Consider the following 21307-nt stretch of genomic DNA (forward strand, 5'->3'; position numbering starts at 1 on the left):
AAAAAGCCCGGCCGAAGCCGGGCTTTCAGTCTGTTGGCAGCGTTATGATCAGTCTTCGCTGGCTGCCATCTGCGAAAGAGCATCGCCGCGTCCGCGTGCACGCAGGACGAGGGGAAGGATGAGGGCAAGCGCTGCCACGCTCAGCAGCACGGCTGCGATCGGCGAGGTGAACAGCACCGTCACGTCACCCTGGCTGATGGCGAGCGCGCGGCGGAGCTGCTGTTCGGCAAGCGGCCCGAGAATGAGGCCGACGATGACAGGCGCGATCGGATAATCGAAGACGCGCATGATGTAGGCGATGAGCCCGAAGACCAGCAGCATGCCGAGTTCGAACACCGAGGGATTGGCGCCGATCGTGCCGAGCGTCGCAAACACCAGGATGCCCGCATAGAGCCACGGCTTGGGAATAGTCAGCAACTTCACCCACAGGCCGACCAGCGGCAGGTTGAGGACGAGTAGCATCAGGTTGGCGATCAAAAGCGAGGCGATCAGACCCCAGACGAGCTGCGGGTTGGTCGCAAACAGCAGCGGACCGGGCTGCAGGCCGTATTGCTGGAAGCCGGCGAGCATGATCGCCGCGGTCGCCGAGGTCGGCAGGCCGAGGGTCAGGAGCGGCACGAGCGTGCCGGCTGCGGACGCATTGTTGGCGGCTTCCGGACCGGCCACGCCTTCGATCGCGCCATTGCCGAATTCTTCCGGGTGCTTGGAAAGGCGCTTCTCCGTCGCATAGGACAGGAAGGTGCCGATTTCGGCGCCGCCGGCCGGCATCGCGCCGATCGGGAAGCCGATCACGGTGCCGCGCAGCCAGGCTTTCCAGGAACGCTTCCAATCCTGTGCCGTCATCCAGACCGAGCCCCGGATCGCTTCGATCTTGTCCGGTGCCGCTTCGCCCTGGGCGGCGATGTAAAGCGTCTCGCCGATCGCGAACATGGCGACCGCCATGGTGGTCACTTCGATACCGTCGAGCAGGTCCGGAACGCCGAAGGAGAGCCGGTTCTGGCCGGTCAGCTGGTCGATGCCGACGAGCGAGAGGGCAAGTCCGATGAAGAGCGAGGTGAGGCCGCGCAACGTCGAATTGCCGAAGGCGGAGGAGACGGTGACGAAGGCGAGAACCATCAGCGCGAAATATTCGCGCGGACCGAAGACCAGCGCCAGCTTGACGATGTAGGGCGCGATGAAGGCAAGCGCGAGCGTCGCGATCAGGCCGGCAACGAACGAACCGATCGCCGCCGTCGCCAGTGCCGGGCCGCCGCGTCCCGCCCGGGCCATCTTGTTGCCTTCGAGCGCGGTGACGATCGAGGCGCTTTCGCCCGGCGTGTTCAAGAGGATCGACGTCGTCGAACCGCCATACATGCCGCCGTAATAGATGCCGGCGAACATGATCAGCGAGCCGGTCGCATCGAGCTGGTAGGTGACCGGCAGAAGCAGGGCGACGGTCGTCGCCGGACCGATGCCCGGAAGCACGCCGACCATGGTGCCGAGCGTCACGCCGATCAGCGCATAGAAGAGGTTCATCGGCTCCATTGCCGATGCGAGCCCCTGGAGAAGGAATTCGAATGTGCTCATAATCTTACTCTCGAGGGTCGCATCACTGGATCAGGTGTTCCAGCGGGCCTGCCGGAAGCGAAAGTTGCAGAACGCCGGCAAACAGCCACCAGATGCCAAGACAGACGACGATGCCGATCGGAATGCTGATCCACAGTTTGCGGGCGCCGAAACCTGCCGCGGCGAGGCCGAACAGCGTGCCCGTGGCGATCGAGAAACCGGCGATCCGAATGAGGATCATCTGCGCCAGCAGGCCGGCGACGACCCACGCAACAGGTCCAAGTTCCTGTTTTTCGCGCGCCGGAAAGTCGCGGCGAAACGCGGCGAAGACGGTCCAGATCGCAAGCCCGATCAGTGCAAAGGCGATCCAGTTGGGAACGGTGGCCGGCCCGACCTGGCTATAACCGCCCATATCCCGCAGCCGGTCGACGTCCAGGAAGATAACGGCAGCGACGGCGACGAGGATGGCGGCAATAACAAGCGCCGCCCAATCGGGGCGGCGCTGTTCGGTGGTCGTTTTGTTGTTGTCGAGGCTCATTTAACCAGTCCGATGTCCTTCAGGATGGTCTCAGTCGCGGCAATGTCCTTGGCAAGCTGCGCGTCGAATTCCGGACCGGAGAGATAGGTGTCGATCCAGCCCTTGGTCTTCAGGCTGTCCTGCCAGGTCTTGGACTTGACGAGCTTTTCGACGTCGGCGGTCACGGCCTTCTTCTGCTCGGGGGTAAGGCCCGGAGCGGCGGCGACCATGCGCCAGTTCTGGATCACGACGTCAAGACCGGATTCCTTCAGCGTCGGGGCATTGATGCCTTCGAGCTTCTTTTCGGAGGAGATGGCGAGCAGACGCAACGCGCCGGCCTTGACCTGCGATTCGAACTCGCCATAGGACGAGATGCCGGCCGTGACTTGGCCGCCGAGGATGGCGGCGAGTGCTTCACCGCCGCCGGAAAACGCGATGTAGTTGACCTTCGTGGGATCGACGCCGGCAGCCTTTGCGATCAGACCCGCCGTGATGTGGTCCGTACCGCCGGCCGAACCACCGCCCCAGGAAACCGCGCCCGGATTTGCCTTCAGCTTGGCGACAAGGTCGGCAACAGTCTTGATCTCGGAAGCTGCCGGTACGACGATCACTTCGTATTCGCCGGTGAGGCGGGCGATCGGTGTGACGTCCTTCAGGGTGACCGGCGACTTGTTGGTCAGGATGGCGCCGACCATGACGTAACCGCCGACCATCAGGGCGTTTGCATTGCCCTTCTGCTGGCTGGCGAACTGGGCGATGCCGATCGTGCCGCCGGCGCCCGGAACGTTCATGACCTGAACCTTGCCGGAGATCTTCTCGGTCTGCAAAGCCGTCTGCATGGTGCGGGCGGTCTGGTCCCAGCCGCCGCCCGGCGCTGCGGGAGCCATGATCGAGTAGTCGGCCGCGGCGGCCGGAAGTGCGATTGCGCCCGCGAGAAGGGAAGCAAGGAAGAAATGTTTCAAGGGTCGATCCTCCGTTGGCGTCGTAATCCGACGCGATATGTTTGTTGGCGGAACGAGGGAGAGGGTTTGGCAAGCGAGAACCGCCTGGCCGATGTCCTCCCATCGTCAATCGGGTCCCCACCTCCAAATGGGGGCCGAATGCCCTAAGCCAGCATATGAAGCTGACATTAACCTGACATCTTCCCTGGACTTGCGATTTGGCAAGGGGTTTCCACCCGCCGCCGCCGAATTTTGTGACTATTGCAGCCTGAGGACCTCATTCCAGCGGGAAATCAGCCGTGCCCGCTTCACCTGGTCGAGATAGACCATCAACCCGAGGCTGACCGGCACCGGCTTCAATTGTCCGCCAAGCATCTCCCGCAATGTCGTCGCTGTGTTATTGCCGGCGACTTCGGGGCTGACGGCCGGGATCTGCAGTTCGCGGGCCATGATCGTCTGGCCTTCCTTCGACATGAAGAATTCGAGATAACGCTTGCCGAGATCTGGAGCGGCGGCGGCCTGCGGCACCAGGCCGATGCGCGACATCACCACCGTATAGTCCTTCGGCAGCACGATGCCGACATCCGGATGACGGGAAGCCCAGTCTGCGGCATAGGAGCCGAGAATGTTGTAGCCGAGCAGGAACCGCCCGTCGGCAACGCGTTCCAGGATCGCCTGGCTGGTCGAATAAAGTTTCACGCCCGCCGCACCCATCGCCCGGATCACGGACCAGATATCGCCGAACTGCTCCTGGTCGCGTGCCATGAACAGGAAACCGACGCCGGAACGCTCGATGTCGTAGGTACCGATCCGGCCGTAGACCGCATCGCCCCGCTTCTGCAGGAACTCCACCAGTTCCGCCCGGGTCGAGGGCGGGGAGGAATCCTTGAAACTCGGCTTGTGATAGACGAACACGGCCGGTTCGAAGGTCAGCGCATAGGCGGTATTGCGCCAGTTGGCCCAGCCCGGCCATTGACCGCTCATCGGCAGGTCGCTGCGCTGGGCGTAGCCATCATTGGCAAGCTTCACCTGCAGGTCCATGGCGGAGGAGAAGGCGAAGTCGGCCGTCTTGTTGCCGGCATCGGTTTCGCGCACGATCCGGTCGTAGATCTCGCCCGTCAGCATGTCCTCGTATCGCACCGCCACATCCGGATTGGCCGTCTGGAAGCCGGCTATCATCGGCTTGGCGAGCGGCTCGTCGAGCGAAGAATAGACCGTCAGCATGGGCGCATCGTCACGCCCGGAGAGCGCCTTGAACAGCGTCGTATCCGCCCCGGCGAGGCCTGGCGAAAAGGCAAGACAGAGGAGTGGGAAAAGCAGCCTTTTCATGAACCCACAATGCCCCACCGCGGCGGCCGCGACAAGCCGATCGGGTGACCCGTAACATTCCCGCCACAGGGGGCTCGATGCAACCGCCTGCCGGCTTGTTTTCCGATGCTGTGCCATTACGTGTGGGCGGTCATTTCGCGCCGGAAGCCCCGGCGTCCCGTCCGTCAACGAAGGTTTCGCTCCATGTCGCTTACGCTCTACGATATCACGGTGCCGGTTTTCATCCGCGCTTTCGGCAACCTCACGGAAATCCTCAAGAAAGGCGAAGCCTTCGCCGACGAGAAGGGCATTGCCCACAAGGAACTGCTGGAAACCCGGCTGGTCCACGACATGTACCCGCTGACCGCCCAGATCCAGCGCGCCAGCGACAGCGCCAAATTCGTGCCTGTCCGCGTCGGGCAGATCGAGAACATCCCGATGGCCGATGACGAAGTCACCTTCGCCGACCTGCATGCCCGCATCGAAAAGACCGTGGCATTCCTCAACAGCGTCGATCCCGCCAGCATGGCGGACCGCGAAGACGCCGAGGTGATCCTGAAGACCCGCAGCGGCGAGACCAAGTTCACCGGCAAGAGCTATGTGCTAGGCTTCGCCCTGCCGAACTTCTATTTCCACGTCACCACGGCCTACGCCATCCTGCGCCACAAGGGTGTTCCGATCGGCAAGATGGACTACATCGGCCGTTCACAGTAAACGACTGGGATAACGATCGAAGTAACCACGGCATCACCACATCCGTGACATCGCCGCTTCCGCGTTTATAATCATCTGCGGAAGCGGGGAGATTTCGTGCGTATTCTTCTGGTCGAGGACAATCAGGCGCTGGCCGAGGGGCTGTCGACGATCCTGCGCGGCAGCGGTTATGCCGTCGATGCGGTCGCCGACGGCGCTTCCGCCGAGGCTGTCGCCGCCGCCGAAACCTATGATCTCGTCATACTCGACCTGAACCTGCCGGAAATGGACGGGCTTGACGTGCTGCGCGCCATGCGGGCGCGGGCGAACAAGGCGGCGGTGATGATCCTGACCGCCCGCGGCACGCCCGAGGAGCGGGTGAAGGGGCTCGATCTCGGCGCCGACGACTATATGATCAAGCCGTTCGACATCCCGGAATTCGAGGCGCGCATCCGCGTGCTGCTGCGCCGTCAGGCGGGGCTTCTGGAGCTCGATCGTCAACTACGGCGGCGTCACCTTCGACCTGAATTCACGGACCTTTTCGAGCCAGGGCGTGACCCTCGATCTGCCAGCACGGGAAGTGGCGCTTCTGGAACTGCTCTTCCTGCGCGCCGGCAAGGTGGTCTCCAAGGACGCGATCATGGCATCGCTGACCGGCTTCGACGACGACTTGTCCGCCAATGCGATCGAGCAGTATGTGAGCCGCCTGCGCCGGCGTCTCGCCCCGCACGGTCTTACGGTGAAGACCGCTCGCGGCATCGGGTATTATCTCGAAACCACGGCACCGACGGCATGACATCGGTCTCTCACGGCGCCCAACCCGTCCCGCCGATTGCCGCCTATTCCCTGCGCCGCCGTCTGCTCGCCTGGCTTCTCGCCTCGACGGCGGTGATCGGCACGATCGCCATGGTCGATACCTGGGACGAGGCGGTCGATACGGCAAACGACGTGTCCGACCGTGTGCTGGCCGGCTCCGCGCTGGCGATCGCCGAACGGGTGATCGTTGCCGAAGACGGTTCTCTCGAAGTCGACATCCCGTATGTGGCCTTGGAAATGCTGACCTCGGCCGCGCAGGACCGCGTCTTCTACCGCGTCGACGGACCACCCGGAAAATTCATCACCGGCTATCAGACGCTTCCGTCGATCCCGCGTCGGGAAGGTCAGGCGGCCGCGTTCGAGAATGCCACGTTCCGCGGCGAACCGATCCGCGTCGCCGCGCTTGCCCGCTCCGCCTCGACCGGCATCAATTCCGTGCCGTTCACGGTGACCGTCGCGGAAACCACCATCGCCCGCCAGCAGCTGACCCAGACGATCCTGATCCGCTCGGCGCTGCGTCTCCTGTTCATGATCGTCGGCGCCGCGATCATCGTCTGGGTGGCGGTGACGCTGTCGCTTCGGCCGCTCTACCGTTTCAGCGAGGCGATCGCCGAGCGCAGCCCGGACGATCTTCACCCGATCAGCGAGCGGGTGCCGAACGAAGTGCAGGGCCTTGTCGATACCGTCAATTCCTTCATGGTTCGGCTCGAAAGCGCACTGGAGGCGCTGAGGCATTTCACCGGCAATGCCAGCCACCAGCTGCGCACCCCGCTCACCATCATCCGCACCCAGCTGGCACTTGCCGATCGCGGGGCGGACCTCGCGGAGGTGAAGGAAGCCGCCCGCAAGGCGGACGAGGCGGTGGCGGATGCCGAGCGCATTATTGCCCAGCTCCTGCTGATGGCGAAGATCGATGCGGCCACCCGCTCCGCCTCGATGCAGGTTGTCGACCTGACGGCGCTGGCGCGCGGGGCAACGGCCGACAATGTCCCGCTCGCCGCCGATGCCGGCATCGATCTGGGCTTTGAGGGAGAGGGGGAGATCATCGTCTCCGCCGAACCGCTGCTGATCGGCGAATTGATGAAGAACCTGATCGGCAATGCTCTGCTTTATGCGGGAAAAGGCGCCGAGGTGACCGTTCGCGTCACACCGGAAAACGGCGTCGCGGTGCTCGAAGTGGAAGACGACGGCCCGGGCATCCCGCCCGAAAAGCGGGCGTCGGTGCTGAAGCGTTTCGAACGCGGAGACCGCTCCGACAAGCTCGGCACCGGCCTCGGCCTGCCGATCGTCGAGGAGATCGCCCGCCTGCACGGAGCGACGATGACCCTCGCGGGAGGTCGCGAGGGCAGGGGTCTGAAGGTCGAGATACGGTTTCCGGTAGCCGGCTAAGCCTACTCCTGATGCACCTTCGCCCCGCCGATCCAGGTGCTCTTCATGCTAAGCTCGTTGGTGAGGAGCACGAAATCTGCATCAAATCCGGGCTTCAGCGCGCCCTTGCAGTCGGCAAGATAGGCCGCTTCCGCCGGATAGGCGGATGCCATGCGCAACGCCTCCTCGATCGGCAGGTCGAGCGCCTCATGGGCAAACCGGACCGACGAGATCATGTCGATATCGGCGCCGGCGAGTGTGCCGTCGGCAAGCGTCAGGCGGCCGTCCTGCCGCAGGATCTCGCGGCCGTTCAGGGTGAAGCTCTTCATGTCGGTGCCGATGGTCGACATCGCGTCGGTGACGATGAAGATCTTGCCCGGTCCGTTTTTCGAACGCAGCGCCACGCCCATCGCAGCCGGATGGACATGGATGCCGTCAGCGATGATCCCGACATAGAGCGAGCCGATATCGAGTGCAGCGCCGACGACGCCGGGCTGGCGGTGGCCGAGCGGGCTCATGGCATTGAAGAGATGGGTGACGGTGCGAACACCCGCCTCGGCGTAGGTCTTTGCGGTCTCGTAGGTCGTGTCGGTATGGCCGAGGCTCACCATGAAGCCAGCCTGCGCCAGCTGTGCCGCCTGTTCAACCGTCACGTTTTCCGGCGCGACTGTGATCATCATCGCATCGAACACCCCTCTGCAGGAGAGCATCAGTTCGATGTCCTTCTCCTCCATCGGCCGGATCAGCTTGGGATCATGCGCACCCTTGCGCGCCACCGAAAGATGCGGGCCTTCGAGATGCAGGCCGAGAAAGCCCGGCACGTCTTCGGCCTTCGCCTGCTTGCCGGCCTCGACCGTCCGGGACGTGATCTCGTAGGTGTCTGTGATCAGCGTCGGCAACAGCGCCGTCGTGCCGAACTTGGCATGCGCGGCGCAGATCTGTCTAAGACCCGCCACCGTCGGCTCCTCGTTTAGCAGCACGCCGCCGCCGCCATTCACCTGCAGGTCGATGAAGCCGGGCACGATCAGCCCGCCGCCGGCATCGATCCGCTCGATGCTGTCCGGCAGCTTGGACGTGGACTGGATAGCTTCGATCTTGCCGCCCGCAAAAACCAGCGCGGCATCCTCGTGCCATAAAGTGCCGTCGAAAATGCGGGCGCCGGTAATGGCCTTTCGCGTACTCATAGCGTCTCGGTCACCTTCTTGAGTGCGACAGGCGCATCCGGGTTGAAGCCCTTGGCGCGCGACCAGGCTTCGACGAAACCGTAGAAGGGCAGAATGAGCGTCAGCGCATCGGTGATCGGATGGCCGGTCGCCACGAAAGGCAGCTTGCGGGCGTCCTTGACCTCGTCGGAGGTCGCAAAGGCGAGTGCGCCCTTGACTGAGAGGCTGTCGGCGATCTCGACGGCGGAGCCTTCCGCCGCATCGCGGGCCGCGAAGGTGACGACCGGGAACCGCTTTTCGACCAGCGCGACAGGCCCATGCAGCACTTCCGCCGCCGAATAGGCCTCGGCATGCATGTTGGAGGTTTCCTTGAACTTCAGCGCGGCCTCGCTGGCGATCGCCAGTGCCGGGCCGCGGCCGAGCATGTAGAGGGATTCCGCATCGCCCAGCTCGTGTGCAAGCTCGCTCCAGTCAAGCTTGACTGCCTTTTCGAAATGCCCCGGCAGGTCGCGGATGGCGACTTTCAGCGCCTCGTCACCGACCCATTCCGACAGCAGCGCAAGGCCGGCAACGATCGAGTTGACGAACGACTTGGTGGCCGCAACGGCGAGTTCCGGCCCGGCATTGATGTTGACGGCATAGGCCGAAGCGGTGGCGATCGGCGAGGGCAGCGTATTGGTTAGCGCCACGGTGACGGCACCGGCCTTGGTCGCGGCCTCAGCCATCGCGACGATATCCGGGCTCTTGCCGGACTGCGAAATGGCGATCGCCGCACCGCCGTCGAGCTTCAGCTTGGCACCGTAGATCGAGGCGAGCGACGGCCCGAGCGAGGCGACCGGCCGGCCGGCGGTCAGTTCGACGGCGTATTTTATGAAGGTCGCAGCATGGTCGGAGGAGCCGCGCGCGATGGTGATCAGGAAGGCCGGGTCCCTTTCGCGCAGCGCACGGCCGGCAGCGGCAAGCTCGGCCGCCGAACCGTCGAGCAGACGTGCCGTCGCTTCCGGTATCTCGTCGATCTCTTTGCGCATGTTCGTCATATTGGTCAGCATAACATCGTCCTCGAAGGTCAGTTTTCGCCAAGCGAGAGCTCGGCCACGAAATCATAGGCATCGCCGCGATAGAGCGAGCGGGTGAGCTCCACCACCCGGCCGGATGCCAGATAGGAAACACGCTCGATCGAAAGGCCGGCGGAGCCGATCGGCACGGCCAGCAGCCCGGCATCCGGGTTCTTCATATTGCAGGCGGATATCCGCTGTATGGCGCGCACCGGCCGGGCATCCTTTTTTCCAAGTTCGGCATAGAGCGAATTGGTCACCACGGAAGGATCGGGCAGGAAATCGGCGGAAATGCTGGCCCGCTCGATCGCGAGCGGCATGTCGTTGCCGAGGCGCAGGCGGCCGAGACGCGCGACCTTTTCCCCGGGCGCGAGGCCCAGCATCATCATCTCTTCGGGGGAGGGGTGGAAAAGCCCGCGTTCCAGCCACTCGGATCGCGTCACCAGGCCGCGCCGCGCCATGTCCTCGGTAAACGAGGTGAGCCGGGTCAGCGGCTGCTCGACACGCGACATCGGCTTGACCACGAACGTGCCGGAACCGTGCCTGCGGGTCAGCAACCCGTCCTTGACCAGATCGTCGACGGCCTTGCGCACCGTGACGCGGCTGACATTGGCATAGTCGGCAAGATCGCGCTCGGCCGGCAGGGCGTCGCCATGGCCGAGCTTGCCGGTGCGGATAGCCTCCTCGAGGCTCTGGCGCAGCTTGCGGTAAAGCGGCCCGGTGCCGGCCGATTGCAGGCCGTCGAGCGGCAGGATGGCGGCGAGCATGTGATTCATGCGCGTAGCTCCGCCCGCGCCCCATAGGTTTGGACCGCAAGCGCCACCGCGCCGGTCAGCGCATCGGCAAGCGGTTCGGAAAGTCGGGCGCGGTGCCGTTCGGCCAGATATTCGGGATAGAGAGGGGCAAGACCGCCGAGCAGGCAGAGCCGGCCTTTTCCCTTGGTGATCCCGTTGACCGCATCGAGAGCCTCGTCGATGCCGGTTGCCCCGCTCTTGAGGATACGTATCGCCGCCTCGTCACTCTGCCGCGCAAATTCGAACACCTTTGGAGTATGACGCCCGAAATCACCAGGTTTCGCCAGCCGTGCGAAATCGACGACCTTTTCCGGATTGTTGTCGAACTCGGCGAGAATGGCCTTGGACAGACCGGTCATCGGGTGGATATTGTCATAGGCGAGCAGGCTCTCCTGCAGCGCGAGCTGGCCGAGCCGCGCGCCACTGCCGAGATCGCTCACCTGGAAACCCCAGCCCGCGACCGAATGAAGCCTGCCCTGATGCCGGGCGATATAGACCGTGCCGGTGCCGACAATGCCGATCGCCCCGTCCTCGTCGCCGATTGCGCCCTGCAGCGCGATGACTCCGTCTGACACGATATCTGACCGCTTGAAGGGCAGCCGCGCCTGCACATAACTCACCGCATCGCCGACATTGTTGCCGGCAAGACCGAGAACGGCGGAGGTGGCGGAAAGCTCAGGCTCCAGCCCGGCTTCGGCGAAAGCGAGGCGCGAGGCCTCGGCGATATGTTTCAGGGCCGTGTCGGGATCGGTCAGGATATTGGAGGCGCCGCTCTTGCCGCGGCCAAGGATGGTGCCATTTCCGTCAGCCAATGCCGCACGGCAACTCGTTCCACCGCCATCGATTCCGATAAAATAGGCCGCCATGGGTACCTCCGCAGACGATAATACCAAAAAAGTACCAATAACCAAGCGTGATTTCAAAAATCTCAAACAGCAGGTTTCATATATTTGAAATTGCTTCATTATTTTCAATAATTTCTGCTGAGCTTATCGATCTGTTCATAAAAGTTAATTTTCCTTCTGGACAATTGGTATTTTTTTGGCATCATTTTGGACTAGAGGGAGAAACCGGATGAGCACAACTGCCACCGAAGCGAGACATGGGAAAGCGGAAGGGCTCGATATGCTCTCGCCCGCCGAAATCCTTGCGCTTCTCGCATCCGGCCAGCAGGTGGCTGCCAAGGTTGTCGATCAAGCCATTCCAGCAATCGCCAAGGCCGCCGATCTTGTCGCTGCAGCTTTGAAATCCGGCGGCAAGGTGATCTATGCCGGCGCCGGCAGTGCGGGCCTCGTAGCGATGGCAGATGCGATGGAGCTCCCCGGCACCTACGGCATCCCGCCCGAGCGGATCGCCATCCTGTTTGCCGGCGGTCTTCCCGACGTAGCTGACCTGCCCGGCGGTCCCGAAGACGATGCGTCTCTCGGCGAGCGGGACGCCGCTATCATCGAGGCGGCGGATTGCGTCATCTGCGTGTCCGCGAGCGGTTCGACCCCCTACACGGTCGCCATAGCCGAAACCGCGAAACGCCGGGGCGCGAAACTCGTGGCGATGGCCAACAATGCCGGTACAAAGCTGTTCGAAGGTGCCGATGTGGCGATCCTGCTCGAAACGCCGCCGGAAGTCGTCGCCGGTTCTACCCGCATGGGTGCCGCGACCGCCCAGAAGATCGCCTTCAACATGCTGTCGACGCTGACTGCCGTCAAACTCGGCCACGTGCATGACGGCCATATGGTCAATCTGCGCGCCGATAACGGCAAGCTGCGTGCCCGCGCTGCCCGTATGGTGGCCGATATCGCCGGCATCGGTTTCGACGTGGCCCGTGACTGGGTCGAGGCCTCGGAAGGTTCTGTCAAGGTCGCGGTCCTGCTCGCAGCCGGCGCGGCCGATGTGGAAGCCGCGAAGACTTTGCTTGCCCGTTCGGACGATGTGCTGCGCACGGCACTTGCCGAATTGCAGGCGTCCAAGAGTTCCATGAAGCGCGCCTGAAAGGCGCATATAAAAGGGAGAACATCATGACACGCATATTGAAAAGCATTCTTTTTGCCACGACCGTACTCGCACCGGCGGGCTTTGTTGCCACCGGAGCTTCCGCACAGACCGCCACGCTCACCATCGAGAGCTGGCGCAATGACGACCTGCCGATCTGGCAGCAGAAGATCATTCCCGCCTTCGAAGCCAAGAACCCGGGCATCAAGGTAACCTTCGCGCCGATGGCCCCGACGGAATACAATTCCGCCGTCAACGCCAAGCTCGAAGCTGGTACCGCGGGCGACCTCATCACCTGCCGTCCGTTCGACCTGTCGCTCGCCATGTTCCAGAAGGGCCAGCTCGCCTCGCTGAGCGACCTGCCGGGCATTTCCAACTTCTCGGACACCGCCAAGTCTGCCTGGACCACGGATGACGGCAAGACGACTTTCTGCGTGCCGATCGCGTCCGTCATCCACGGCTTCATCTACAACAAGAAGGCCTTCCAGGAGGCCGGCGTGCAGGTACCGAAGACCGAGGATGAATTCTTCGCCATACTCGACAAGTTCAAGAAGGGTGGCAAGTACATCCCGCTCGCCATGGGCACCAAGGACCAGTGGGAAGCCGCTACCATGGGCTACTACAACATCGGTCCGAACTACTGGAAGGGCGAGGACGGCCGGAAGTCGCTGATATCAGGCAAGGAGAAGCTGACCGATGCCGACTGGGTCGAGCCCTACAAGGCGCTCGCGAAGTGGAAGCCCTATCTCGGCGACGGTTTCGAAGCCCAGACCTATCCGGACAGCCAGAACCTCTTCACGCTCGGCCGTGCGGCCATCTATCCGGCCGGTTCCTGGGAAATCTCCAACTTCAAGGCGGCCGCAGATTTCGAAATGGGCGCCTTCCCGCCGCCGGTCAAGAAGGCCGGCGATACCTGCTACATTTCCGACCATAACGATATCGGCGTCGGCCTCAACGCCAAGGGTAAGAACCCGGAAGCCGCGAAAAAATTCCTCGCCTGGGTCGCCTCGCCGGAATTTGCTGAGATCTACGCCAACGCCCTGCCGGGCTTCTTCAGCCTGAACTCGACGCCGGTGAAGATGAAGGACGACCTGGCGCAGGAATTCGTCTCCTGGCGCCAGACCTGCAAGCCGACGATCCGCCCGAGCGCTGCCATCGTCGGCCGCGGCCAGCCGAACCTCGACCTCGAAATGTGGCGCGTCTCGGCCAATGTCATCAACGGCACGGAAACCCCGGAACAGGCCGGCGCCGAGACCCAGAAGGGCCTCGACAGCTGGTACAAGCCGGCGAAGTAAGCCTCCGCCTCTGGCGATCAAAGACTGCCCCTCACCCTAACCCTCTCCCCGCTTGCGGGGAGAGGGGACTTGCCCCACGATGCCTTTGAAGCACGGAAACGGTGCGGCATATCCCTTCCCCCGTCGAGACGGGGAGAAGGTGCCGGCAGGCGGATGAGGGGCACCGCTATGAAGTCATTCTGAAAATACAAACCACCGGAACCCAAAACCATGAGCGATACCGAAATTGCCGATATCGAAACGGTGCCGGTGAAACGCCCCACCCGCTGGCATATCGCCGTTTTCCTGGCGCCGGCCTTCCTCGTCTATACCGCGGTGATGATCCTGCCGCTGATCGAGACGCTGCGTCTGTCGCTCTTCAACATGGTCGAAGGCCAGCTCGCCTTCGTGGGCTTCCGCAATTTCCAGACCCTGTTCGGGGATCCGCGCCTTTCCGCCGATTTCTGGAACGCGCTGCGCAACAACGTCATCTTCTTCATCATCCATATGCTGGTGCAGAACCCGGTCGGCATCGCGATTGCCGCCATGCTGTCGCTGCCCGGCCTGCGGTTCGCGGCCTTCTACCGCTCGGCGATCTTCGTGCCGACGCTGCTGTCCTTCGTCATCGTCGGCTTCATCTGGAAGCTGATCCTGTCGCCGATCTGGGGCATCGCGCCGAGCCTGATGGATCTGGTCGGTTTGAAATGGGCCTTTGCACCCTGGCTCGGCAAGGCCGAAACCGCGCTGATCGCCGTCTCGCTGATCTCCGTCTGGCAATATGTCGGCATTCCGATGATGCTGATCTATGCGGCGCTGCTCAACATCCCGGACGAAGTGCTGGAAGCCGCCGAATGCGACGGCATTACCGGCTGGAGCCAGTTCTGGAAGATCAAGCTGCCGCTCATCCTGCCCTCGATCGGCATCGTCTCGGTCCTGACCTTCGTCGGCAATTTCAACGCCTTCGACCTGGTCTACACGGTTCAGGGCGCGCTTGCCGGCCCGAACGGCTCGACCGACATTCTTGGCACGCTGCTCTACCGGACCTTCTTCGGCTTCCAGAACCAGATGGGCGACCGCTCCATGGGCGCGACGATTGCCGCGGTGATGTTCCTGATCATCCTCGCTGGCGTGGCACTCTATCTTTTCGTCATCCAGCGGCGCATGCGCCGTTACCAGTTCTAAAAGGGAGCGCAAGACATGTCGAAAGCCCGCTCCGCCCCCGTCCGTGCCGCCTTCATCCACCTGGCGTTGATCGCCTATACGTTGGTGGCGCTGTTTCCGGTCTTCCTGACGCTGGTCAACTCGTTCAAGAACCGCAACGCGATCTTCCGCGAGCCGATGGCCCTGCCGACCCCCTCGACCTTCAGCCTGATCGGTTACGAGACGGTGCTGAGCCAGGGCAATTTCGTCGGTTATTTCCAGAACAGCCTGATCGTCACCGTCGTCTCGATCGCGCTCGTCCTGCTGTTCGGCGCCATGGCGGCCTTCGCGCTGTCCGAATACCGGTTTCGCGGCAACACGCTGATGGGGCTCTACCTCGCGCTCGGCATCATGATCCCGATTCGATTAGGCACCGTGGCGATCCTGCAGGGCATGGTCGCCGCCGGCCTCGTCAACACGCTGACCTCGCTGATCCTGGTCTATACGGCTCAAGGGTTGCCGCTGGCGATCTTCATCCTGTCGGAATTCATGCGCACCGTCTCCGACGACCTGAAGAGCGCCGGCCGCATTGATGGGCTCTCGGAATACGCAATCTTCTTCCGCCTCGTCCTGCCGCTGGTGCGCCCCGCCATGGCGACGGTCGCGGTCTTCACCATGATCCCGATCTGGAACGACCTCTGGTTCCCGCTGATCCTCGCGCCCGGCGAGGCCACCAAGACGGTGACCCTGGGCGCCCAGATGTTCATCGGCCAGTTCGTCACCAACTGGAACGCGGTGCTCTCGGCCCTGTCGCTGGCGATCCTGCCGGTCATGGTTCTCTACGTCATCTTCTCGCGGCAACTGATCCGGGGGATTACGTCGGGGGCGGTGAAGTGATGGTTCTTGCATTTGAGGAGAGGGCGCACCCCCTCACCCGGCCTCCGCTCCGCTCGGCCACCCTCTCCCCAAGGGGAGAGGAGGGAATAGCGACGCCGCGGCATATCCTCTTCTCCCCAGCGGGGAGAAGGTGCCGGCAGGCGGATGAGGGGGCCACCCAGCACACCGTCTCAAACAAGGAGACAAATAAATGACCTCCACCCGCCCCATCCGCGTCCTCGTCGCCGGCCTCGGCAACATGGGCAAGAGCCACGCGGTCGCCTATCACAACAACCCGGGTTTCGAGATCGTCGGCCTCGTCAACCGCTCGCAGCGCGACCTGCCGGCCGGGCTAGAGGCCTATCCGATGTTTTCCGATTTCGAGCAGGCGCTGAACGAGACCAGGCCGGATCTCTGCTCGATCAACACCTATTCCGATACCCACGCCGACTATGCAGTCATGGCCTTCGAGGCCGGCTGCGACGTCTTCGTCGAAAAGCCGCTGGCGACTACGGTTGCCGATGCCGAACGCGTCGTCGCGGCTGCGAAGAAGCACGAGAGGAAGCTCATCGTCGGCTATATCCTCCGCCATCACCCCTCCTGGATGCGGCTGATCGCCGAAGCGCGAAAACTCGGACCACCCTACGTTTTCCGCATGAACCTCAACCAGCAGTCCTCGGGCGCCAAATGGGACGTCCACAAGGCGCTGATGCAGACCACCTCGCCGATCGTCGATTGCGGGGTGCATTATGTCGACGTCTGGTGCCAGATCACCGATGCGAAAGCCGTCGAAGTGCGCGGCATGGGCCTGCGCATGACCGACGAGGTCGCGCCGGACATGTACAATTACGGCCATATGCAGGTCCTGTTCGAGGACGGTTCGGTCGGCTGGTACGAGGCCGGCTGGGGCCCGATGATGTCGGAAATGGCCTTTTTCGTGAAGGACGTCATGTCGCCCAAGGGTTCGGTCTCGATCCTCGTCGACACCAAGGCGAAGTCCGACGATATCGATACGCACACCAAGACCTCGGTCATCCGCGTCCATTCGGCCGAAACCGGCGCCGACGGCCAGTTCGTGCGGCGCGACGAGGATCTCGCCATGACCGGCGAGCCGGATCATCAGAAACTCTGCGATCTCGAACAGGCCTATGTGCTGAAAGCCATCCGCGAAAATATCGATCTCACGCGGCACATGGACGACGCCGTCCAGTCGCTGCGCATCTGCCTCGCGGCGGATGAGAGCGTGCGCACCGGCGCGCCCGTCCGCCTGTAAAAGCCTAGTTTTTAAGGAAAACGCCCTTGGGTTCGCTTCAACTGAAATCCATCCGCAAGGCCTTCGGCAGCAACGAGGTGCTGAAGGGCATCGACCTGGAGGTCCAGGACGGCGAGTTCGTGATCTTCGTCGGCCCCTCCGGCTGCGGCAAGTCCACGCTGCTGCGGGTGATCGCCGGCCTCGAGGATGCCACGTCCGGTTCGATCCGCATCGACGGCCAGGAAATGGCGACCACACCGCCCGCCAAGCGCGGCATCGCCATGGTCTTTCAGTCCTACGCGCTTTATCCGCACCTGACGGTCAAGGATAATATGGGCCTCGGCCTGAAGCAGGCCGGCACCGAAAAGGCCGAAATCGACACCCGTGTCGCCAAGGCGTCCGGCATGCTGTCGCTCGATCCCTATCTCGCCCGCCGCCCGGCCGAGCTTTCTGGCGGCCAGCGCCAGCGCGTTGCGATCGGCCGCGCCATCGTCCGCGAACCGAAACTGTTCCTGTTCGACGAGCCGCTGTCGAACCTCGATGCGGCGCTGCGCGTCCAGACCCGCCTGGAGATCGCCGGCCTGCATCGGCGCCTGAAGGCGACGATGATCTACGTCACCCACGACCAGGTCGAGGCGATGACGCTCGCCGACAAGATCGTCGTGCTGAATGCCGGCGCGATCGAGCAGATCGGCTCGCCGATGGAGCTCTATAACAAGCCGGCCAACGTCTTCGTCGCCGGCTTCATCGGCTCGCCGCAGATGAACTTCATCCCGGCGGAGAAGCTCAGCCAATCGGGCGCCAAGACGATCGGCGTTCGCCCGGAACATGTCGCCCTGTCGCGCGAAAGCGGCGACTGGAAGGGCAAGGTCATCCATGTCGAACATCTCGGCGCCGACACGATCGTTTATCTGGAAACGGAGGCGACCGGCCTTCTGACCGTCCGCCTGTTCGGCGAACATGCCTATGCGCCCGACGACGTGGTGTTCGCGACGCCGGACAGGGCGAGCCTGCACCGCTTCGACGCCAACGACCGGGCGATCGTCTGAAGGGCTTCATTCATTCGCAATTCCGGACGGAAAACCGCTACGCACTTTTCCTGGAATTGCTTTAATCGTTGCTGGCAAGCAGCTTGGCGCCGCCGGCCGCCTGGACAGCGCGGCTGCCGAAGCGGATACCTGCCCTGAGGCAGGCTTCTTCCGACGCCTCGTTCAGCCAGGCATCGATGAAGCCGGCATTGCAGGCATCGCCGGCGCCGGTCGTATCGATCACCGGCACGGTTTCCGCCGGCGCATGCAGCATCCGCCCGTTCGACATCAGCCAGGCGCCTTCGGCACCACCCTTCAGGAGGACGAGCGGAAAGGCGAGCGACAGCTTGGCGAGCGCGACTTCGGGATCGGCCGACCCGGTGATCGCTTCGGCCTCTTCGAGATTGGGCAGGAACAGGTCAACGCCCTCGCAAGCCCGCAGCAGGCCGCGGTCATAGATCAGCGTCGCATCCCAACTCGGATCGAGCGAGACGGTCAGGCCCTTTTCCCTGGCGCGGGAAACGAGGTCCGGGATCTCGTGCAGCGTCGCATATTCGGCGATGTGCAGGTGGCGGACTTCGTCCCAGTCGAGAGCCGCTTCGAGCGTCGCGGGAAGCGCAGGCCCGGCGCGGCGGGTGAGAAAGGCGCGGTCCTGGCCGACCACGGCCGCGACCGTCACCTGCGGCCCGGCATCTTCCGCATGTTCGATGAAGCGCAGGTCGACACCGCTGTCCCGGATCTGCTCTTCGACGCCTGAAGACAGCGAATCCGTGCCGAGCCGGGCGGCAAGCGCCACCTTGCGGCCTGCATGGGCAAGATGGGCGGCCGCGATGAAGGCGCCGCCGCCGGCCGCGATCTCCATGCCGCTGGCATAGATCTCACGCCCCAGCACCGGCAGGTGGTCGAGGCCCGTAAAAATCAGGTCGCAATAGATCCGCCCGATGCTGAGCACCGCGGATCTGGTCTCTGCATGCGTCATCATGAACGGCCCAGAAATCTCTCTGTGCTGGCATCGAAGAGGTAGAGGTCGCCCGGTGCGGCTTCGCAGGTGAGCGTGCTTCCGACCGTCGGCACGAATTTTTCGCGCACGGTCGCGATGATCGGAGTGTCGGCAACATCCAGGTGCACCAGCGTTTCCGGCCCCAAGGGTTCGACGGCCGAGACCGTTCCCGTCACGGTGAAACCGCCGCTGCCGGTGACCGTCGCGTGGGCGATCAGGTCGTGCGGGCGCACGCCGATCAGGATATCGCCGACGGGTGCCATTTCCACGCCCGACCCCGTCCGGCGGCCGCGCACGAGGTTCATCGACGGGCTGCCGATGAAGCGGGCGGTGAACACGTCGACCGGGGCATCGTAGAGTTCCGAGGGCGTGCCGACCTGCAGGATCACGCCGTCCTTCATCACCACGATCCGGTCGGCCATGGTCATGGCCTCGATCTGGTCATGGGTGACATAGACGGTGGTGGTCTTCAGCTTTTGGTGCAGCCGCTTGATCTCGATGCGCATCTGCGCGCGAAGCTGGGCGTCGAGGTTGGAAAGCGGCTCGTCGAACAGGAAGGCGGAAGGGTCGCGCACCATGGCGCGGCCGATCGCGACACGCTGGCGCTGGCCGCCGGAAAGGGCGGCGGGCCGGCGGTCGAGCAGGGCTTCGAGGCCGAGTATCTTGCCGGCCGCCTCGATCCGCTTGTCCTTCTCGGCCTTGCTGAGCTTTGCCGTGTAAAGCCCGAAACCGATGTTCTGGCGCACGGTCATATGCGGATAGATCGCATAGTTCTGGAACACCATGGCGATGTTGCGCTGCTTCGGCTCGCGCTCGTTGACCACTTCAGAGCCGATCTTCAGCGTGCCGCCGGAAATCTCCTCCAGCCCGGCGATCATCCGGAGCGTCGTCGATTTGCCACAGCCCGACGGGCCGACGAAGACGACGAATTCGCCATCGGCGATCGAGAGGTCGATGCCCTTGACGGCCTCGACTTTGCCGTAGCGCTTCACCAGTTTTTCAAGTTCGATCGTCGCCATCAGCGGGCTCCCGTCAGGGCGGTGAATTTCTGGTTCAACTCAGCGGCTGCCTTCGCCTCATGCTCCGCAGCCTTGCGCGCTTCCGCCTCGAAGGCGGCCAGCTTGTCGCGGTAGGCTGATATCGCGGCCTTCATCGGCTCAGGCGCGGGACCGCCGAAACGGGCGCGCACGGCGACGAAATGCTCGGGCGAGACGATCTCCTTGAATTTCTGGAGATCGACCGAAGGCTTGCGGCCCGCCGAATGTTCGAAGGCCTTGAGGAAGGGTTCGTAACCGTCATTCGGCAGGTCGCCCTTGGCTGCGACGACGCTCTTTGCTGTTGCTGCAGCAATCTCATGCGCTTCGCGGAACGACAGGCCTTCCATGCGAACCAGCGAATCGGCAAGCTCGGTAATGGTGATGCAGGACCGGCGGATGTTCTGGTCGACGCGCTCCGGATCGATGCTGATCTGGGCGATCAGCGCGGCGAGCAGGTCGAGCACGCGGCCGGCGGAGGCAAAGGCCTCGTAGCCCATCCCTTGAGTCTCGCCTTCGCTGTCGTTCATGTCGGTGAAGGGCGTGTTGTGCATCACGTCGAGAACGGTCCGGGCGCGGCCCATCGTCTGGCTGGCAAGATGGCGCAGGTGTTCGATCGGGACGGGATTGCGCTTCTGCGGCATGATCGACGAGATCTGTACCAGCGCGTTCGGCACGTAGATCTGGCCCACTTCGAAGCTCGTCCAGAACTGGAAGTCCTGGATGAGGCGGCCGAGATGCAGGAACATCAGCCCGATCGCCGAATAGGTCGAGGTCGTGTAGTCCACGGCTGCGATGCAGGAATAGGAATTCCTGAGGGGCGCGGAGAAGCCGAGCAGTTCGGCAACGCGGGCGCGGTCGATCGGGAAGCCGGACGTCGTGATTGCGGCAGCGCCCATCGGCGACAGGTCGACGATTTTCCGGGCTTCGGCGAACCGCTCGACATCGCGGATCAGCACCTCGATCGCGGCCGAGAGATAGTGCCCGAACGTGGTCGGCTGGGCGGGCTGGCCATGCGTATAGGCAACGATCAGCGTCGCCTTCTCGCGCTCGGCAGCATCGACCATCGCGGCCAGCAGCTTGCGGGCCTTGCCCATCAGCGCATCGATCTTGCCCTTCAGGCCGAGCTTGAACAGCGTGTGATCAATGTCGTTACGTGAGCGGGCGGTGTGCAGTCGTCCGGCGATATCGACGCCGATGCGGGCCTTCAGCTCCTTCTCGATCAGGAAGAAGAAATCCTCGACTTCGCCGGTATAAACGAGCGTCGATGGATCGATTTCCGTGTCGATCGCCTCCAATGCGCCGGCGATCTTGCCCGCGAGCTCCTTGTCGAGGATGCCGGTCTCGACCAGCATCACGAGATGGGCGCGGTCGATCCGGCGGAAACCGTCGACATGATGGCTTTTGGCACCGTCGAAGAGTGGCCGCAGCACGGTTTCCTTGTAGACCGGATCGGGGAACTTGCTGGTATCGGAAAGGCGCGGGTTGATGTCCGCCATGGGTTTATCCTTGCA

Annotated in this window: 19 protein-coding genes and 1 pseudogene; 9 read left to right on the forward strand and 11 right to left on the reverse strand. The window is 63.3% G+C overall.

Annotated elements, in window-relative coordinates; translation table 11 throughout:
* Window positions 1–48 precede the first annotated feature (48 nt).
* From LZK81_RS01065 to LZK81_RS01080, 4 genes are all read right to left on the reverse strand, one after another.
* The gene (locus LZK81_RS01065) at window positions 49–1566 is read right to left on the reverse strand and encodes a tripartite tricarboxylate transporter permease (protein WP_046625389.1); all 1518 of its coding nucleotides are present in this window, start codon (window positions 1564–1566) and stop codon (window positions 49–51) included.
* Window positions 1567–1588: 22 nt separating this feature from the next.
* Window positions 1589–2083 carry a tripartite tricarboxylate transporter TctB family protein gene (locus tag LZK81_RS01070; protein WP_046611515.1) on the reverse strand — a complete coding sequence of 165 codons (495 nt, stop codon included), beginning with the start codon at window positions 2081–2083 and terminating at the stop codon, window positions 1589–1591.
* A complete protein-coding gene (locus LZK81_RS01075) occupies window positions 2080–3024 on the reverse strand; it encodes a Bug family tripartite tricarboxylate transporter substrate binding protein (protein WP_046633599.1) in 945 nt (314 codons plus the stop codon). The genes LZK81_RS01070 and LZK81_RS01075 overlap by 4 nt, the downstream gene beginning before the upstream one ends.
* Window positions 3025–3261: 237 nt before the next feature.
* On the reverse strand, window positions 3262–4332 hold the full coding sequence (locus LZK81_RS01080; protein ID WP_046611516.1) for an ABC transporter substrate-binding protein: 1071 nt from the start codon (window positions 4330–4332) through the stop codon (window positions 3262–3264).
* Window positions 4333–4515: 183 nt separating this feature from the next.
* On the opposite strand from LZK81_RS01080, the gene LZK81_RS01085 reads away from it, so the two are divergent.
* From LZK81_RS01085 to LZK81_RS01095, 3 genes and pseudogenes are all read left to right on the forward strand, one after another.
* Window positions 4516–5025 (forward strand): DUF1993 domain-containing protein, encoded by a 510-nt coding sequence (locus LZK81_RS01085; protein WP_046602847.1) that lies wholly within the window; start codon window positions 4516–4518, stop codon window positions 5023–5025.
* A gap of 96 nt (window positions 5026–5121) precedes the next feature.
* A pseudogene (locus tag LZK81_RS01090) lies at window positions 5122–5800 on the forward strand (response regulator transcription factor).
* Window positions 5797–7209, forward strand: a complete 1413-nt coding sequence (locus LZK81_RS01095) for a sensor histidine kinase (RefSeq protein WP_233954930.1) — start codon at window positions 5797–5799, stop codon at window positions 7207–7209. The pseudogene LZK81_RS01090 and the gene LZK81_RS01095 overlap by 4 nt, the downstream one beginning before the upstream one ends.
* 2 nt (window positions 7210–7211) lie before the next feature.
* On the opposite strand, the gene nagA is transcribed toward LZK81_RS01095, so the two are convergent.
* Genes nagA through LZK81_RS01115 form a run of 4 tightly spaced genes read right to left on the reverse strand, consistent with a single transcriptional unit; the run spans window position 7212 to window position 11066 of the window.
* A complete protein-coding gene (gene nagA, locus LZK81_RS01100) occupies window positions 7212–8372 on the reverse strand; it encodes an N-acetylglucosamine-6-phosphate deacetylase (RefSeq protein WP_233954931.1) in 1161 nt (386 codons plus the stop codon).
* Window positions 8369–9400 (reverse strand): SIS domain-containing protein, encoded by a 1032-nt coding sequence (locus LZK81_RS01105; protein WP_233954932.1) that lies wholly within the window; start codon window positions 9398–9400, stop codon window positions 8369–8371. The genes nagA and LZK81_RS01105 overlap by 4 nt, the downstream gene beginning before the upstream one ends.
* A gap of 17 nt (window positions 9401–9417) precedes the next feature.
* Window positions 9418–10182: a GntR family transcriptional regulator gene (locus tag LZK81_RS01110; protein WP_233954933.1), complete on the reverse strand. Its 765-nt coding sequence runs from the start codon at window positions 10180–10182 to the stop codon at window positions 9418–9420.
* Window positions 10179–11066 carry an N-acetylglucosamine kinase gene (locus tag LZK81_RS01115; RefSeq protein WP_233954934.1) on the reverse strand — a complete coding sequence of 296 codons (888 nt, stop codon included), beginning with the start codon at window positions 11064–11066 and terminating at the stop codon, window positions 10179–10181. Before LZK81_RS01115 ends, LZK81_RS01110 begins: the two co-directional genes overlap by 4 nt.
* A 208-nt stretch (window positions 11067–11274) precedes the next feature.
* On the opposite strand from LZK81_RS01115, the gene LZK81_RS01120 reads away from it, so the two are divergent.
* The 6 genes from LZK81_RS01120 to LZK81_RS01145 all read left to right on the forward strand — a co-directional run bounded on the left by LZK81_RS01120 (window position 11275) and on the right by LZK81_RS01145 (window position 17780).
* Window positions 11275–12189, forward strand: a complete 915-nt coding sequence (locus LZK81_RS01120) for an N-acetylmuramic acid 6-phosphate etherase (RefSeq protein WP_233954935.1) — start codon at window positions 11275–11277, stop codon at window positions 12187–12189.
* 26 nt (window positions 12190–12215) lie between these two features.
* Window positions 12216–13484, forward strand: coding sequence for an ABC transporter substrate-binding protein (locus LZK81_RS01125; protein WP_046602854.1), 1269 nt, complete (start codon window positions 12216–12218; stop codon window positions 13482–13484).
* 210 nt (window positions 13485–13694) lie between these two features.
* A complete protein-coding gene (locus LZK81_RS01130) occupies window positions 13695–14645 on the forward strand; it encodes a carbohydrate ABC transporter permease (protein ID WP_046611524.1) in 951 nt (316 codons plus the stop codon).
* Window positions 14646–14660: 15 nt separating this feature from the next.
* Window positions 14661–15500, forward strand: coding sequence for a carbohydrate ABC transporter permease (locus LZK81_RS01135; protein WP_046625399.1), 840 nt, complete (start codon window positions 14661–14663; stop codon window positions 15498–15500).
* Window positions 15501–15690: 190 nt separating this feature from the next.
* The gene (locus LZK81_RS01140) at window positions 15691–16752 is read left to right on the forward strand and encodes a Gfo/Idh/MocA family protein (protein WP_233954936.1); all 1062 of its coding nucleotides are present in this window, start codon (window positions 15691–15693) and stop codon (window positions 16750–16752) included.
* A 26-nt stretch (window positions 16753–16778) separates the two neighbouring features.
* On the forward strand, window positions 16779–17780 hold the full coding sequence (locus tag LZK81_RS01145) for an ABC transporter ATP-binding protein (protein ID WP_046602858.1): 1002 nt from the start codon (window positions 16779–16781) through the stop codon (window positions 17778–17780).
* A gap of 61 nt (window positions 17781–17841) precedes the next feature.
* On the opposite strand, the gene LZK81_RS01150 is transcribed toward LZK81_RS01145, so the two are convergent.
* The 3 genes from LZK81_RS01150 to argH are packed head-to-tail and all read right to left on the reverse strand — an operon-like array spanning window position 17842 to window position 21292.
* Window positions 17842–18741, reverse strand: coding sequence for a carbohydrate kinase family protein (locus LZK81_RS01150; RefSeq protein ID WP_233954937.1), 900 nt, complete (start codon window positions 18739–18741; stop codon window positions 17842–17844).
* The gene (locus LZK81_RS01155; RefSeq protein ID WP_233954938.1) at window positions 18738–19778 is read right to left on the reverse strand and encodes an ABC transporter ATP-binding protein; all 1041 of its coding nucleotides are present in this window, start codon (window positions 19776–19778) and stop codon (window positions 18738–18740) included. The genes LZK81_RS01150 and LZK81_RS01155 overlap by 4 nt, the downstream gene beginning before the upstream one ends.
* Window positions 19778–21292, reverse strand: a complete 1515-nt coding sequence (gene argH, locus LZK81_RS01160) for an argininosuccinate lyase (protein WP_233954939.1) — start codon at window positions 21290–21292, stop codon at window positions 19778–19780. Before argH ends, LZK81_RS01155 begins: the two co-directional genes overlap by 1 nt.
* Window positions 21293–21307 lie beyond the last annotated feature (15 nt).

Origin of the sequence: Neorhizobium galegae (assembly GCF_021391675.1) — a bacterium.
In the GTDB taxonomy this organism is placed as follows: domain Bacteria; phylum Pseudomonadota; class Alphaproteobacteria; order Rhizobiales; family Rhizobiaceae; genus Neorhizobium; species Neorhizobium galegae_B.

What these genes read in the sequence shown, in the direction of transcription:
- LZK81_RS01065 (WP_046625389.1), bottom strand. Translation starts at nt 1,566, where the DNA reads ATGAGCACATTCGAATTCCTTCTCCAGGGGCTCGCATCGGCAATGGAG.
- LZK81_RS01070 (WP_046611515.1), bottom strand. Translation starts at nt 2,083, where the DNA reads ATGAGCCTCGACAACAACAAAACGACCACCGAACAGCGCCGCCCCGAT.
- LZK81_RS01080 (WP_046611516.1), bottom strand. Translation starts at nt 4,332, where the DNA reads ATGAAAAGGCTGCTTTTCCCACTCCTCTGTCTTGCCTTTTCGCCAGGC.
- LZK81_RS01085 (WP_046602847.1), top strand. Translation starts at nt 4,516, where the DNA reads ATGTCGCTTACGCTCTACGATATCACGGTGCCGGTTTTCATCCGCGCT.
- LZK81_RS01095 (WP_233954930.1), top strand. Translation starts at nt 5,797, where the DNA reads ATGACATCGGTCTCTCACGGCGCCCAACCCGTCCCGCCGATTGCCGCC.
- nagA (WP_233954931.1), bottom strand. Translation starts at nt 8,372, where the DNA reads ATGAGTACGCGAAAGGCCATTACCGGCGCCCGCATTTTCGACGGCACT.
- LZK81_RS01105 (WP_233954932.1), bottom strand. Translation starts at nt 9,400, where the DNA reads ATGCTGACCAATATGACGAACATGCGCAAAGAGATCGACGAGATACCG.
- LZK81_RS01110 (WP_233954933.1), bottom strand. Translation starts at nt 10,182, where the DNA reads ATGAATCACATGCTCGCCGCCATCCTGCCGCTCGACGGCCTGCAATCG.
- LZK81_RS01115 (WP_233954934.1), bottom strand. Translation starts at nt 11,066, where the DNA reads ATGGCGGCCTATTTTATCGGAATCGATGGCGGTGGAACGAGTTGCCGT.
- LZK81_RS01120 (WP_233954935.1), top strand. Translation starts at nt 11,275, where the DNA reads ATGAGCACAACTGCCACCGAAGCGAGACATGGGAAAGCGGAAGGGCTC.
- LZK81_RS01125 (WP_046602854.1), top strand. Translation starts at nt 12,216, where the DNA reads ATGACACGCATATTGAAAAGCATTCTTTTTGCCACGACCGTACTCGCA.
- LZK81_RS01130 (WP_046611524.1), top strand. Translation starts at nt 13,695, where the DNA reads ATGAGCGATACCGAAATTGCCGATATCGAAACGGTGCCGGTGAAACGC.
- LZK81_RS01135 (WP_046625399.1), top strand. Translation starts at nt 14,661, where the DNA reads ATGTCGAAAGCCCGCTCCGCCCCCGTCCGTGCCGCCTTCATCCACCTG.
- LZK81_RS01140 (WP_233954936.1), top strand. Translation starts at nt 15,691, where the DNA reads ATGACCTCCACCCGCCCCATCCGCGTCCTCGTCGCCGGCCTCGGCAAC.
- LZK81_RS01150 (WP_233954937.1), bottom strand. Translation starts at nt 18,741, where the DNA reads ATGATGACGCATGCAGAGACCAGATCCGCGGTGCTCAGCATCGGGCGG.
- LZK81_RS01155 (WP_233954938.1), bottom strand. Translation starts at nt 19,778, where the DNA reads ATGGCGACGATCGAACTTGAAAAACTGGTGAAGCGCTACGGCAAAGTC.
- argH (WP_233954939.1), bottom strand. Translation starts at nt 21,292, where the DNA reads ATGGCGGACATCAACCCGCGCCTTTCCGATACCAGCAAGTTCCCCGAT.